At 62.1% G+C, this 13,846-nt stretch carries 13 protein-coding genes; 9 read left to right on the top strand and 4 right to left on the bottom strand.

The features are described 5' to 3' along the window. The first annotated feature begins 33 nt into the window (after positions 1–33). On the top strand, positions 34–2,880 hold the full coding sequence (gene rapA / locus B2J77_RS05185; RefSeq protein ID WP_078478110.1) for an RNA polymerase-associated protein RapA: 2,847 nt from the start codon (positions 34–36) through the stop codon (positions 2,878–2,880). Between the two features lie 112 nt (positions 2,881–2,992). Here rapA and B2J77_RS05180 read toward each other — a convergent pair whose 3' ends face one another. Then, positions 2,993–3,886 (bottom strand): NAD(P)-dependent oxidoreductase, encoded by an 894-nt coding sequence (locus B2J77_RS05180; protein WP_058637972.1) that lies wholly within the window; start codon positions 3,884–3,886, stop codon positions 2,993–2,995. A gap of 195 nt (positions 3,887–4,081) precedes the next feature. Further along, the gene (locus tag B2J77_RS05175; RefSeq protein WP_058637980.1) at positions 4,082–4,381 is read right to left on the bottom strand and encodes a DUF2288 domain-containing protein; all 300 of its coding nucleotides are present in this window, start codon (positions 4,379–4,381) and stop codon (positions 4,082–4,084) included. Between the two features lie 354 nt (positions 4,382–4,735). Between B2J77_RS05175 and B2J77_RS05165 the strand changes: the two genes are divergently transcribed. From B2J77_RS05165 to B2J77_RS05135, 7 genes are all read left to right on the top strand, one after another. Beyond that, entirely contained in the window at positions 4,736–5,851 is a 1,116-nt protein-coding gene (locus B2J77_RS05165) for a branched-chain amino acid ABC transporter substrate-binding protein (RefSeq protein WP_058637971.1), read from the top strand. Positions 5,852–6,037: 186 nt separating this feature from the next. Continuing rightward, positions 6,038–6,961, top strand: coding sequence for a high-affinity branched-chain amino acid ABC transporter permease LivH (livH, locus tag B2J77_RS05160; RefSeq protein ID WP_023535272.1), 924 nt, complete (start codon positions 6,038–6,040; stop codon positions 6,959–6,961). After that, positions 6,958–8,214, top strand: a complete 1,257-nt coding sequence (locus B2J77_RS05155) for a high-affinity branched-chain amino acid ABC transporter permease LivM (protein ID WP_058606033.1) — start codon at positions 6,958–6,960, stop codon at positions 8,212–8,214. The genes livH and B2J77_RS05155 overlap by 4 nt, the downstream gene beginning before the upstream one ends. After that, entirely contained in the window at positions 8,211–8,978 is a 768-nt protein-coding gene (gene livG, locus B2J77_RS05150; protein WP_023535212.1) for a high-affinity branched-chain amino acid ABC transporter ATP-binding protein LivG, read from the top strand. The genes B2J77_RS05155 and livG overlap by 4 nt, the downstream gene beginning before the upstream one ends. Further along, positions 8,979–9,680 carry an ABC transporter ATP-binding protein gene (locus tag B2J77_RS05145; RefSeq protein WP_023535231.1) on the top strand — a complete coding sequence of 234 codons (702 nt, stop codon included), beginning with the start codon at positions 8,979–8,981 and terminating at the stop codon, positions 9,678–9,680. A gap of 177 nt (positions 9,681–9,857) precedes the next feature. After that, positions 9,858–10,532, top strand: a complete 675-nt coding sequence (locus B2J77_RS05140) for a COG3650 family protein (protein WP_058606034.1) — start codon at positions 9,858–9,860, stop codon at positions 10,530–10,532. A 103-nt stretch (positions 10,533–10,635) separates the two neighbouring features. Beyond that, positions 10,636–12,243 carry an NAD(P)/FAD-dependent oxidoreductase gene (locus tag B2J77_RS05135; RefSeq protein ID WP_078478109.1) on the top strand — a complete coding sequence of 536 codons (1,608 nt, stop codon included), beginning with the start codon at positions 10,636–10,638 and terminating at the stop codon, positions 12,241–12,243. A gap of 72 nt (positions 12,244–12,315) precedes the next feature. Here B2J77_RS05135 and B2J77_RS05130 read toward each other — a convergent pair whose 3' ends face one another. Beyond that, entirely contained in the window at positions 12,316–12,780 is a 465-nt protein-coding gene (locus tag B2J77_RS05130) for a glycine zipper 2TM domain-containing protein (protein ID WP_023535237.1), read from the bottom strand. Positions 12,781–12,926: 146 nt separating this feature from the next. Here B2J77_RS05130 and B2J77_RS05125 point away from each other — a divergent pair, with 146 nt between their 5' ends. Then, complete coding sequence (locus B2J77_RS05125; protein ID WP_058637969.1) at positions 12,927–13,160, top strand: hypothetical protein; 234 nt, start codon at positions 12,927–12,929, stop codon at positions 13,158–13,160. Between the two features lie 38 nt (positions 13,161–13,198). On the opposite strand, the gene pdxH is transcribed toward B2J77_RS05125, so the two are convergent. Then, positions 13,199–13,846 (bottom strand): pyridoxamine 5'-phosphate oxidase, encoded by a 648-nt coding sequence (gene pdxH, locus B2J77_RS05120; protein ID WP_078478108.1) that lies wholly within the window; start codon positions 13,844–13,846, stop codon positions 13,199–13,201.

Raw genomic sequence — 13,846 nt, 5'->3', positions numbered from 1 at the left:
TAATCGGCTTTTCATCGCGGGAGTGCAGGCAGTATGGCGCAGCAGTATCAACCGGGGCAACGCTGGATCAGCGACAGCGAGGCAGAGCTCGGCCTGGGTACCATCCTGGCGCAGGATGGCCGCCTCCTGACCGTCCTCTACCCGGCCACTGGCGATACCCGCCAATATTCCCTGCGCAATGCGCCGCTGACACGCGTGCGCTTCTCGCCAGGTGACCAGATCACTCACTTCGAAGGTTGGAAGTTGACCGTGCGGGAAGTCGAGGACATCGACGGCCTGATGGTCTATCACGGGCTCGACGGGCAGAATCAGCCCCGCACGATGCCGGAGACCCAGCTGTCGAACTTCATCCAGTTCCGCCTGGCCAGCGACCGCCTGTTCGCCGGCCAGATCGACCCGCTGTCCTGGTTCAGCCTGCGCTACAACACCCTGCAGCATACCAGCAAGCAGATGCAGTCCACGCTGTGGGGCCTGGGCGGCTGCCGTGCCCAGCCCATCGCCCACCAGTTGCACATCGCCCGCGAAGTAGCCGACCGCAGCGCACCTCGCGTACTGCTCGCCGACGAAGTGGGCCTGGGCAAGACCATCGAGGCAGGCCTGGTGATTCATCGCCAACTGCTGACCGGCCGCGCCAGCCGGGTGCTGATCCTGGTGCCCGAGAACCTTCAGCATCAATGGCTGGTGGAAATGCGCCGGCGCTTCAACCTGCAGGTCGCCCTGTTCGATGCCGAACGGTTCATTGAAAGTGATGCCAGCAACCCCTTCGAGGACGCCCAGCTCGCGCTGGTCGCACTGGAGTGGCTGGTCGACGACGAGAAAGCCCAGGATGCGCTGTTCGCGGCGGGCTGGGACCTGATGGTGGTCGATGAGGCGCACCACTTGGTCTGGCACGAGGAACACGCCAGCGCCGAATATGCACTGGTCGAACAGCTGGCTCAGGTCATTCCCGGCGTGCTGCTGCTCACTGCAACCCCTGAACAATTGGGCCAGGACAGCCATTTCGCGCGTCTGCGCCTGCTCGACCCCAACCGTTTCCATGACCTGGCGGCCTTCCGCGCCGAAAGCGAGCACTACCGGCCAGTGGCCGAGGCAGTGCAGGAACTGCTGGACGAGGGGCGCTTGTCGCCGAAGGCCCACGCCACCATCCAGGGTTTCCTCGGGGCCGAGGGAGACGCGCTGCTCGCGGCGGTCAACGACGGAGACAGCCAGGCCAGCGCCCGACTGATCCGCGAGCTGCTCGATCGCCATGGCACGGGCCGAGTGCTGTTCCGCAACACCCGTGCCGCCATCCAGGGGTTCCCTGAGCGGCAGTTGCACCCTCACCCACTGCCTAACCCAGAGCAATACGCCAGCTTGCCTGAGGGCGAACACGCCGAGCTCTACCCTGAGGTCGCGTTCCAGTCCCAAGTGGACCAGGCGCAGGAAGAGCGCTGGTGGCGCTTCGACCCGCGGGTCGACTGGCTGATCGACACCTTGAAAATGCTCAAGCGCACCAAGGTGCTGGTCATTTGCGCCCATGCCGAGACCGCCATGGACCTGGAAGACGCCCTGCGCGTGCGTTCCGGGATTCCGGCTTCGGTCTTCCACGAGGGCATGAGCATCCTGGAGCGCGACCGCGCGGCGGCCTACTTCGCCGATGAAGAATTCGGCGCCCAGGTGCTGATCTGCTCGGAAATCGGCAGCGAGGGGCGCAACTTCCAGTTCGCTCATCACCTGGTGATGTTCGACTTGCCTGCCCACCCCGACCTGCTCGAACAACGTATCGGCCGTCTGGACCGTATCGGCCAGAAGCACACCATCGAGTTGCACGTGCCGTACCTGCAAGGCACGCCGCAAGCGCACCTGTTCCAGTGGTACCACGAAGGGCTCAACGCCTTCCTCAACACCTGCCCCACCGGTAACGCCCTGCAGCATCAGTTCGGCCCCCGCCTGCTGGCACTGCTCGACAGCGATGACAGCAAGGCCTGGGACAGCCTGGTCAACGAAGCGCGAAGCGAACGTGAGCGGTTCGAAGCCGAGCTGCATACCGGCCGTGACCGCTTGCTCGAACTCAATTCCGGTGGTGCCGGCGAAGGTGAAGCGCTGGTCGAGGCCATCCTTGAGCAGGACGATCAGTTCGCCCTGCCGATCTACATGGAGACCCTGTTCGATGCGTTCGGTATCGACAGTGAAGACCATTCGGAAAACGCGCTGATCCTGAAGCCCAGCGAGAAGATGCTCGATGCCAGCTTCCCCTTGGGCGATGACGAAGGTGTGACCATCACCTATGACCGCGGCCAGGCGCTGTCGCGTGAAGACATGCAGTTCCTGACCTGGGAGCACCCGATGGTGCAAGGCGGCATGGACCTGGTGCTGTCCGGCTCGATGGGCAATACCGCTGTGGCGCTGATCAAGAACAAGGCGCTCAAGCCTGGGACCGTGCTGCTCGAGTTGCTGTTCGTCAGCGAGGTGGTCGCGCCGCGCAGCTTGCAACTGGGCCGGTACCTGCCGCCAGCCGCCCTGCGCTGCCTGCTTGATGCCAACGGCAATGACCTGGCGTCGCGGGTAGCATTCGAGACCCTGAACGATCAGCTCGAAAGCGTACCCCGTGCCAGTGCCAACAAGTTCGTCCAGGCACAGCGCGACGTGCTTGCAAAGCGTATCGGCAGCGGCGAAGAAAAGATCGTCCCGCTACACGAGCAACGGGTGGCCGAAGCCCAACGACGCCTGGCCGCCGAGGCCGACGAAGAGCTCGCACGCCTGGTGGCACTGCAAGCGGTCAACCCAAGCGTGAGGGACAGTGAAATCGACGCGTTGCGCAAGCAGCGCGAAGAGGGCCTGGCCATGTTGGCCAAAGCAGCGCTGCGCCTTGAAGCGATCCGCGTACTGGTCGCAGGCTGACCGCAGCGGGCCCGCCTGACCTGCAGCGGCCTTACCCGTCTTGGGATGAGGCCGCTGCAGGTCAGACCGTCCCAACCTCGCGCGGTTTCCCTACCGCGCGCTTGGGCAGCACCTAGTCCTGGCGTTTGATTCGATACTGCTCGACCAAGGTCGAAGGGTCCTGGTCCAGGTAACCCTGACTGCCGTGCAAGCGCATCAATTGGGCAGCCAGACCCGTCAACGGTGTCGCCGCGCCCTGTTCGCGTGAAAACTTCACGGCACCATCCAGGTCCTTGAGCAGCGTTCGCACATGCCACTTTATGGGAGCGAAACGGCTTTCTGCCATCTGCGGGGCCAATATCTGCAAAGGCTTGGAATCAGCAAATCCGCCTGCCAGGGCCTGGGCGATCAACCCGGCGTCCACCCCGGAACGCTCGGCCAGCGCGATGACCTCGGCAATGACCAGGGCATTGCACGCCACGATCATCTGGTTGCAGGCCTTGGTCACTTGGCCCGCGCCAACGCCCCCCATGTGCGTCACCCGCTGACCAAGTACCTCCAGCACTGGGCGAGCACGCGCCAGGTCAGCCTCCTCCCCGCCCACCATGATGGCCAGTGTACCTGCCTGCGCGCCCGCCGTGCCGCCGGACACCGGGGCATCCAGCCAGGCCATCCCACACAAGGCGCCCAGTTGGGCTGCCATTTCCCGGGTAGCGCCAGGCTCCAGGCTGGAAAAATCCACCAGTAGCTGGCCCTGCCGCCCGCCTGCAGCAACGCCCTGATCGCCAAATACCACCTCGCGCACCACGGCGGTATCGGCCAGGCATAGCAATACCATGTCCACCTGCCGTGCAAGCTCGGCGGGGCTTGCGGCCAGTCGTGCGCCTGCGGCAACCAGCGCCTGGCATTTTTCCGGGCTGCGGTTCCATACCCACAGCCGATAGCCGGCCGCCAGCAGGCGCTTGCACATCGGCAGGCCCATCAGACCGACACCAGCGAAACCAAGTGAAGGTAATGCGTTGCTCATCAGGTACTCCTGGCTGAAAAAAGGGCTGGGGCAACGCCGCGCTGCGTGACTGCGGCGACGACCACCTTTACGCATGCCGTAAACTGTTACCGCCACGCCGAATTGTTACTTACCTCTACCTCAATTGAGCAATGACGAGCACCCAAAAGAGGCGCCTGCGCGTTTTCGCGCACCAAAAAAGCACAAGGCTGCTATTCACTGCCTGACTTGAATGACGATGAACGGCGCCACAACCACCGCCCAGATCTCTGGATCGCGGGTTTGCAGTTCACTGGCCTGTTCTGCCGTCACCGGGCCGACAGTGCCATCAGTGCGCCACTTATCGAAGAGATCACTGCGGTTTTCGGCCATTGCCGTGGCCACGGTGATCAGATCCAGGGCGGGATCGACCCAAATCAGGTCACCTTTTGCCCAGAATCTTTCCAGGGCTTTCCACTCGATGGTGGCGGTCTCTCCGAGCAATTTGGCATAGAGGGTGCTTGTTCGATCAGTCATGGGAATATCCGCTGGAAATCTGGCTTTGAAAGGGCCGGCATTTTTGCAGAAAAACCTGGTTTCAAATATGCAATTGGCTGGCAGGCCGCGTCTTTTCGAGGTGCGACTGCCAATATAGGCCATCTGATGGCGCCTTTTTGTACTTTAGTGTCAAGCAAGCGACAACCGTGAAACCAGGCGCTTTTTGCCCGCTTTTCAAGCGCGCAGACAGCGCTCTACACTGTACCGGTACAGTTCCGGGACATGTTCCGGGGAAGGTGGGCTTGCGCGTTGGCATGACCACGCCGCAACCCGCCTGGTCTGTAGCCCTGGCCGCCAGGACTATAAGAATTACAACAGAATGAGTGGAGCACTATGATCAAGATTTCCAAGCTGTTCGCTGCAATGGTTCTGGCCGGGGTAGCCAGCCATTCGTTTGCCGCCGACACCATCAAGATCGGGATCGCCGGGCCCAAGACCGGCCCCGTGACCCAGTATGGCGACATGCAGTTCATCGGTGCCAAGCAAGCCATCAAGGACATCAACGCCGCAGGCGGTGTCGATGGCAAGATGCTCGAAGCCAAGGAATACGACGACGCCTGCGACCCTAAACAGGCCGTGGCCGTCGCCAACAAAGTGGTCAACGACGGCGTCAAGTTCGTCATCGGCCACCTGTGCTCCAGCTCTACCCAGCCAGCGTCCGACATCTACGAAGACGAAGGCGTGATCATGATCACCCCGGCGGCAACGTCCCCGGAAATCACCTCCCGCGGCTACAAGCTGATCTTCCGCACCATCGGCCTGGACAGCGCCCAAGGCCCTGCCGCCGGCAACTACATCGCCGACCACGTCAAGCCCAAGGTAGTCGCGGTACTGCACGACAAACAGCAGTACGGTGAAGGCATCGCCACGGCCGTCAAGCAGACCCTGGAGCAAAAAGGCACCAAGGTTGCCGTGTTCGAAGGCCTCAACGCCGGCGACAAGGACTTCTCGTCCATCATCCAGAAGCTCAAGCAGAACAACGTCGATTTCGTGTACTACGGCGGCTACCACCCAGAGCTGGGCCTGATCCTGCGTCAAGCGCAGGAAAAAGGCCTGAAAGCCAAGTTCATGGGCCCGGAAGGCGTGGGTAACGACTCCATTTCGCAAATCGCCCAGAATGCCTCCGAAGGCCTGCTGGTCACCCTGCCCAAGTCGTTCGATGCCGACCCTGAGAACAAGAAGATCGTCGACGCGATCAAGGCTGACGGCAAGGACCCGAGCGGCCCGTTCGTCTTCCCTGCCTACTCGGCCGTCGAGCTGATCGCCCAAGGCATCAAAGCCGCGAAATCCGAGGACACCGACAAGGTGGCCGAGGCTATCCACAGTGGCTCGTTCAAGACCCCTACCGGCACCCTGGCCTATGACGACAAGGGTGACCTCAAAGACTTCAAGTTCGTGGTTTACGAATGGCACTTCGGCAAACCGAAGACTGAAGTCTCCCCTCAGTAACAAGCGTGACTAATAGCTGACCGAGAAGCCCACTGTGCGAGCAGTGGGCTTTGTTTTACGAGGTTCATGGGCCCGCCCCCGCGATCCGGGGACGGGCTCACCTGAAAATCTTAAAACCGTCACCCGCGGTTTCCTGGCCGTACCCCCGGCCAGCGAAATGCAAATCAGGTTTTTAGGAGCGCTGTAATGCCTGAGATCTACCATTTCTTCCAACAACTGGTTAATGGATTGACCATCGGCAGCACCTATGCCTTGATCGCCATCGGCTACACGATGGTGTACGGCATCATCGGCATGATCAACTTCGCCCACGGCGAGGTTTACATGATCGGCTCGTATGTGGCGTTCATCGCCTTGGCGGGTCTGGCCATGATGGGTATTCATTCGCTGCCGATCCTGATGACCGTTGCCTTCGTCGCGACCATTTTCGTGACCAGTGCCTATGGCTACAGCATCGAACGGGTTGCCTACCGCCCGCTGCGCAACAGTAACCGGCTGATTCCGCTGATTTCTGCCATCGGTATGTCGATTTTCCTGCAGAACACCGTGCTGTTGTCCCAAGACTCCAAGGACAAGTCCATTCCCAACCTGATTCCGGGCAGCTTCTCGTTCGGACCAGGCGGCGCAGAAGAAGTCCTGGTGTCCTACATGCAAGTACTGGTGTTCGTGGTAACACTGGTGGCCATGACCCTGCTGACCCTGTTCATCTCCCGTTCGCGACTGGGCCGCGCGTGTCGCGCCTGCGCCGAGGACATCAAGATGGCCAACTTGCTGGGCATCAACACCAACAACATCATCGCCCTCACCTTCGTCATCGGTGCTGCCCTGGCGGCCGTCGCGGCCGTGCTGCTGAGCATGCAATACGGGGTCATCAACCCTAACGCCGGCTTCCTGGTTGGCCTGAAGGCCTTTACCGCCGCGGTGCTAGGCGGTATCGGCAGCATTCCGGGCGCCATGCTCGGTGGGCTGGTGCTGGGTGTGGCCGAAGCGTTCGGCGCCGACATCTTCGGCGACCAGTACAAGGACGTCGTGGCATTCGGCTTGTTGGTTCTCGTCCTGTTGTTCCGGCCGACCGGCATCCTGGGCCGCCCGGAGGTTGAAAAAGTATGAACAAGAATCTCAAACCGGCGTTTTTCAGCGCCTTGCTGGTATGGGCCGTGGCCTTCCCGGTGCTGGGCCTGAAGCTGAGCATCGACGGCATTAGCCTGGTGGTGCATAGCCAGGGCTCGTTCACTATCAGCATCATCGCCGTGTGCTCGGTGCTGATGTTCCTGCGCGTGCTGTTCGACCGGCAGTGGAGCTCGGTGATGAGCCGTCGCTCGGACCGCAAGCTGATCCCACCTGCGCTAAGCAACTACCTGACCCTTCCCAAAACCCAGCGCTGGGTGATTCTTGGGCTGGTCGTGGTGGCCCTGATCTGGCCCTTCTTCGGATCGCGCGGCGCGGTCGACATCGCCACCCTGATCCTGATCTACGTGTTGCTCGGCCTTGGCCTGAACATCGTGGTCGGCCTGGCCGGGTTGCTGGACCTGGGGTATGTGGGCTTCTACGCCGTGGGTGCCTACAGCTACGCCATGCTGTCGCACTATCTGGGGTGGAGTTTCTGGGTCTGCCTGCCGATTGCCGGACTGATGGCCGCCACCTTTGGCTTCCTGCTCGGTTTTCCGGTGTTGCGCCTGCGGGGGGACTACCTGGCGATCGTGACGCTGGGCTTCGGCGAGATCATTCGCCTGTTCCTGCGTAACCTCACCGACTGGACCGGTGGCCCCAACGGCATCAGCAACATTCCCAAGCCCGAATTCTTCGGCCTTACCTTCGAGCGACGCGCCGCCGAGGGCATGCAGACCTTCCACGAGTATTTCGGCCTGCCCTACAACTCGATCAACAAGGTCATCTTCCTGTACCTGGTTGCACTGTTGCTGGCACTGCTTGCGCTGTTCGTGATCAACCGCTTGTTGCGCATGCCCATCGGCCGTGCCTGGGAAGCGTTGCGCGAAGACGAGATCGCCTGCCGTGCCCTGGGCCTGAACCCCACCGTGATCAAACTCTCGGCCTTCACCCTGGGTGCCTGCTTCGCAGGCTTTGCCGGCAGCTTCTTTGCCGCTCGCCAAGGGCTGGTGACGCCGGAATCGTTCACGTTCATCGAGTCGGCCATCATCCTGGCCATTGTGGTGCTCGGCGGCATGGGCTCGCAGCTCGGCGTGATCCTCGCTGCCATCGTCATGATCCTGCTGCCGGAGCTGATGCGCGAATTCAGTGAATACCGGATGCTGATGTTCGGTGCGCTGATGGTGCTGATGATGATCTGGCGTCCGCAAGGTCTGCTGCCAATGCAACGTCCCCACATGGAGCTGCGTCGATGAGCCGCGAAATTCTGCAAGTCAGCGGCCTTAGCATGCGCTTCGGCGGCTTGTTGGCGGTCAATGGCGTAGGCCTGACCGTCAAGGAAAAACAAGTGGTGGCGCTGATCGGTCCGAACGGCGCCGGCAAGACCACGGTGTTCAACTGCCTGACCGGTTTCTACCGGCCCAGCGGCGGCACCATCCTGCTCGATGGCGAGCCCATCCAAGGCCTGGCCGGGCACCAGATCGCGCGCAAGGGAGTGGTACGCACCTTCCAGAACGTGCGCCTGTTCAAGGAAATGACGGCGCTCGAAAACCTGCTGATCGCCCAGCACCGGCACTTGAACACCAACTTCTTCGCCGGGCTGTTCAAGACCCCGGGGTTTCGCCGCAGTGAAAAGGAAGCCATGGAGCGGGCGCAGTACTGGCTGGACAAGGTCAACCTGACCGAATTCGCCAATCGCACCGCCGGCACCCTCGCCTACGGCCAGCAACGGCGCCTGGAAATCGCCCGCTGCATGATGACCCGCCCGCGGATCATCATGCTCGACGAGCCGGCTGCCGGGTTGAACCCGAAAGAGACCGAGGACCTCAAGGCATTGATTGCCTATTTGCGTGAATCACACAACGTGACCGTGTTGCTGATCGAGCATGACATGAAGCTGGTGATGAGCATTTCCGATCACATCGTGGTCATCAACCAGGGCACGCCCCTGGCCCACGGCACGCCCCAGGAAATCCGCGATAACCCTGAAGTGATCAAAGCCTACCTGGGGGAAGCGTAAATGCTGAAGTTCGAGAACGTTTCCACTTTCTACGGCAAGATCCAGGCGCTGCACAGCGTCAACGTGGAGATCAACCAAGGCGAAATCGTCACCCTGATCGGCGCCAACGGCGCGGGCAAGTCCACTTTGCTCATGACCCTGTGCGGTTCACCCCAAGCCCACAGCGGCAGCATCAAGTACCTGGGCGAGGAGCTGGTCGGCCAGCCCTCCTCGCACATCATGCGCAAGAGCATTGCCGTGGTGCCCGAAGGCCGCCGGGTGTTCGCCCGGCTGACCGTCGAGGAGAACCTGGCCATGGGCGGGTTCTTCACCGACAAGGGCGACTATCAGGCGCAGTTGGACAAAGTGCTACAGCTGTTTCCGCGCCTGAAGGAGCGGTATGCCCAGCGCGGCGGCACCATGTCCGGGGGCGAACAGCAGATGCTGGCCATCGGGCGTGCCCTGATGAGCAAACCCAAGTTGCTGCTGCTCGACGAACCCTCCCTGGGCCTGGCACCGATCATCATCCAGCAGATCTTCGACATCATCGAACAACTGCGCCGTGATGGCGTGACAGTGTTCCTGGTAGAACAGAACGCCAACCAGGCGCTGAAGATCGCCGACCGGGCCTATGTGTTGGAGAATGGGCATGTGGTGATGCAGGGTACGGGCGAAGGGCTGCTGACCGATCCAAAAGTGCGTGACGCCTATCTAGGCGGTTGATGCCAGCGGGGCCTGCGAGGGCCCCGTTATCTCGACACTGCACGCTTGCACCCCCCGCTTCACGATCAAACAGCACGGACTGCGCGCAGGTGGCAGCCGTCTATTTATCTTCGCCGGGCTTGTATTGCCCCTGCCTGCCTCAGTAACGTGACGGCCTCTCGAACACCGGAGCCCGTCATGCGCCTGACCCCTTCCCTGCTACTGACCGCCTTGTTGCCCCTGTTCGCGGGCTGCCAGCTCCTGGCCGAAAAACCCGCCGACCCTGATATAGGCAGCACCCGCATGCAAGGCCAGGTTCACGCTGCCGGTGGGCAGTTGCTATTCAAGCCCTGCAACGAACCCCGCAGCTTCGTCATCAACGATGCCGCCGCCACGGGTATCCTGCAGGAAGCAGCGAACCTTGCAACCGGTGCCAACGACACCCTGTTCGCCGACGTGCGTGGCCGGCTTACAGGCAGCAAGCAGGCCAATACCGATGGGCAACTGGACCTGCGCCGCCTGTACCGCCTGGAACACGCCAGCAATGGGTGCATCGACCCCAACTTCAAGCAGCTCACCCTGCGAGCCGGTGGCCACAAGCCTGACTGGGACGTCAAGGCCAATAGCCGGGGCATGGTGCTCAACCGTGCCGACCAACCCCCGCTTGCCCTGCCCTTTCTGGAGGAGCAGGTACCCGGTGGCGGCTTGACCCTGACCAGCGAAGCCAATGGGCAGCGCGTCGAACTCTGGCTGGCGCCACAGCGCTGCATGGACCCGGCCACGGGCGCGTTCAACCATCTGCGCGCCGAGCTGCGCATTGATGGCACGACCCTGCAAGGCTGCGGTTATTACGGTGGCGCGCGCGATGACTGATGACCGGGCGGCTTAATCCTGCCAGTCGAGGCGGCTAAAGCTTTATACTTGGCGGTTTGTGTTAAGCCGCCGGCCGCCCATGGCCGGGATACTGGACCCTGCCATGCTACGAATCACCGAACTCAAGCTGCCCCTGGACCATCCCGATGAAGCACTGCGCGAGGCCATCGTCCAGCGCCTGGGCATCCGCGACGAGCAGCTGATCAGCTTCAACCTGTTCAAGCGCAGCTACGATGCGCGCAAGAAGAACACCGAACTGCTGTTCATCTACACCATCGACCTGCATGCCAGCAACGAAGAAGAGTTGCTGCGCAGGTTCGCCGACGACCATAACGTCGGGCCCGCGCCGGACGTGACCTACAAGTATGTCGCCCATGCTCCTGAGGGCCTGGGCGCAAGACCCATCGTGGTGGGCCTGGGCCCGTGCGGGATTTTCGCCGGTTTGCTGCTGGCGCAGATGGGCTTCAAGCCGATCATCCTCGAACGCGGCAAGGAAGTGCGCCAGCGCACCAAGGACACCTGGGGCCTGTGGCGCAAGAGCGTGCTCAACCCCGAGTCCAACGTGCAGTTCGGCGAAGGCGGAGCCGGGACATTCTCCGACGGCAAGCTGTACAGCCAGATCAAGGACCCGCAGCATCACGGCCGCAAGGTGTTGGAGGAGTTCGTCAAGGCCGGCGCGCCTGACGAGATCTTGTACATCAACAAGCCGCACATCGGCACCTTCCGCCTCACCGGCATGGTCGAGCAGATGCGCCAGGAAATGATCGCCCTGGGGGCCGAGGTTCGTTTCGAACAAAAGGTCACCGACCTGCTGATCGAAGAAGGTCAGGTTCAGGGCGTGGTGCTTGAAAGTGGGGAGCAGCTGCTTTCACGGCATGTGGTTCTGGCATTGGGCCATAGCGCCCGGGACACCTTCCGCATGTTGCATGCTCAGGGTGTGTACATGGAAGCCAAACCGTTTTCCGTCGGTTTCCGCATCGAGCACCCGCAATCGCTCATCGACAAGGCGCGCCTGGGCAAGTATGCAGGTCACCCCAAACTGGGTGCGGCGGACTACAAGCTGGTGTATCACGCCAAGAACGGGCGGTCGGTCTACAGCTTCTGCATGTGCCCAGGCGGCACGGTAGTGGCCGCCACCAGTGAACCCGGCCGCGTCGTCACCAATGGCATGAGCCAGTACTCACGCAACGAACGCAATGCCAACTCCGGCATCGTCGTCGGCATCGACCCGGAACGGGACTACCCCGGCGGCCCGCTGGCCGGCATCGAGTTGCAAGAGCGCCTGGAAGCGCACGCCTACGTCATGGGCGGGAGCAACTACCAAGCACCGGCGCAGCTGGTGGGCGATTTCGTGGCTGGCAAGCCTTCGACCGCACTGGGCAGTGTCGAGCCGTCCTACAAGCCTGGCGTGACCCTGGGTGACCTGGCGCCAAGCCTGCCGGCCTTCGCCATTGAGGCAATACGCGAGGCCTTGCCAGCCTTTGATCGGCAAATCAAGGGCTATAACCTGCATGACGCGGTGTTGACCGGGATCGAGACCCGCACCTCTTCGCCGCTTCGCATCACGCGGGGCGAAGATTTCCAGAGCCTGAACGTAAAGGGGCTGTTCCCTGCCGGCGAAGGGGCCGGTTATGCAGGTGGCATTCTGTCTGCAGGGGTTGATGGCATTCGGGTTGCTGAAGCGGTGGCCAAGGCCATGCTGGCCCAGTAACAAGCCCTGAAATGCTGGTACAAAAAACCCGACCAGGCCAGAAGCCTGATCGGGTTTTTTTTAGGGCGTTGATCAGTGCGAGACGCGGCTGGTGCCATCGACCGTCATGATGCGCACACGGTCGCCCACTCGGAAAATCTCGTTTTCCTGCACGGACTGCACATAGGCGCGCATGCTGCCGTCGTCTTCGCGCACCGTGATCTCCACACCCTGGGTACGGGTGATGCCCTCTTCGGCGGCCGAACCGGCCAGGCCACCGGCAACGGCACCAATCACGGCAGCGACGATGCTGCCACGCCCGCCACCGACGGCGCTGCCCGCCAGGCCACCCACTACGGCACCAGCGCCTCCGCCAATCGGCGTCTTGGTACCTTCGATCTTCACAGGGCGCAGCGATTCGATGGTGCCCATGCGCACGGTTTGCACACGGCGGGCCTCATCGCGCGAATAGCTGTCGCCGCTCAAGTTTGACGCACAGCCACCGAGTAGCAGCGCGGTGGCTGTGAAGGTCGCAACCAGCAAAGCGGATTTACGCATGGGTAGAATCTCCATAAGTCAGGTACTCATTAGACGCTGCACATTGACGGCTGTCACGGTACTCACTGCATAAAATTGCTTTCATTCAGCCAGCGTACAGCCAACGCGGTCAGGCAGGGCGCTTACCCATCAGACCAAGGATAACCATGGATTACTTCATCGTCGTGGTCGCCACCCTCGCCGGGTTGGGTTTCCACGCCTGGCTGTACGTGCGCATGCGGCGATGGATGGACCGTGACCTGGCGCTGTCACTGGCAGGTGGCGACCCGCACAAGCAGGCGTACATGCTGCAGCGGTTGCAACATGCGCGTCAGTCGAAGATGGGGCGCAAGGCACTGGCTCAGTGGCTTGCGCAGGAGGCGGCGGCGTATTCGCGCTGAAGAACAGAGCCGATGGGGCTATCTCGTAGCCCCGTGTATCAAGGCGCGAGACGCTCGCGATGCCAGCCTTGGGCCGCCTTGCGGTAGTTCAGGCGGTCATGCAGGCGACTGGCGCGCCCTTGCCAGAACTCGATGCGCTCTGGCAGCAGGCGATAGCCACCCCAATGCTCGGGGCAATGAGGCTGGGTGTCGGAGAAACGCGCCTCGGTCGTCTTGACCAAGGTTTCGAGCGCCTCGCGCCCAGCGATCACCTGGCTCTGGGGCGATGCCCAGGCGCCCAGGCGGCTGCCCAACGGCCTGACCTGGTAGTAATCGTCCGATTCCTTGGCCGAGACCTTCTCGACACGGCCCTCGATACGCACTTGCCGTTCGAGCGCCGGCCAGAAAAAGGTCATGGCGGCGAACGGGTTGGCCTGCAGCTGCCTACCCTTGGCGCTGTCGTAGTTGGTGAAGAACGTGAAGCCCTGCTCGTCCAGCCCCTTGAGCAACAGCACACGGCAGTGCGGTCGCCCATCGGCGTCCACCGTGGCCAGGGTCATGGCGTTAGCTTCCACCGGCGCCTGCTCTGTTTGCACGGCATCGCCGAACCATTGGTGAAACAAGGCGAACGGCTCGGCCGGGGCCTGAGCCTCGGTCAGGCCGTCGCGGGTGTAATCGCGGCGCATATCGGCCAGGGATTGGGTCAT

Origin of the sequence: Pseudomonas parafulva, from assembly GCF_002021815.1 — a bacterium.
GTDB lineage: Bacteria > Pseudomonadota > Gammaproteobacteria > Pseudomonadales > Pseudomonadaceae > Aquipseudomonas > Aquipseudomonas parafulva_B.
This window is presented reverse-complemented; position numbering and strand designations above follow the sequence as displayed.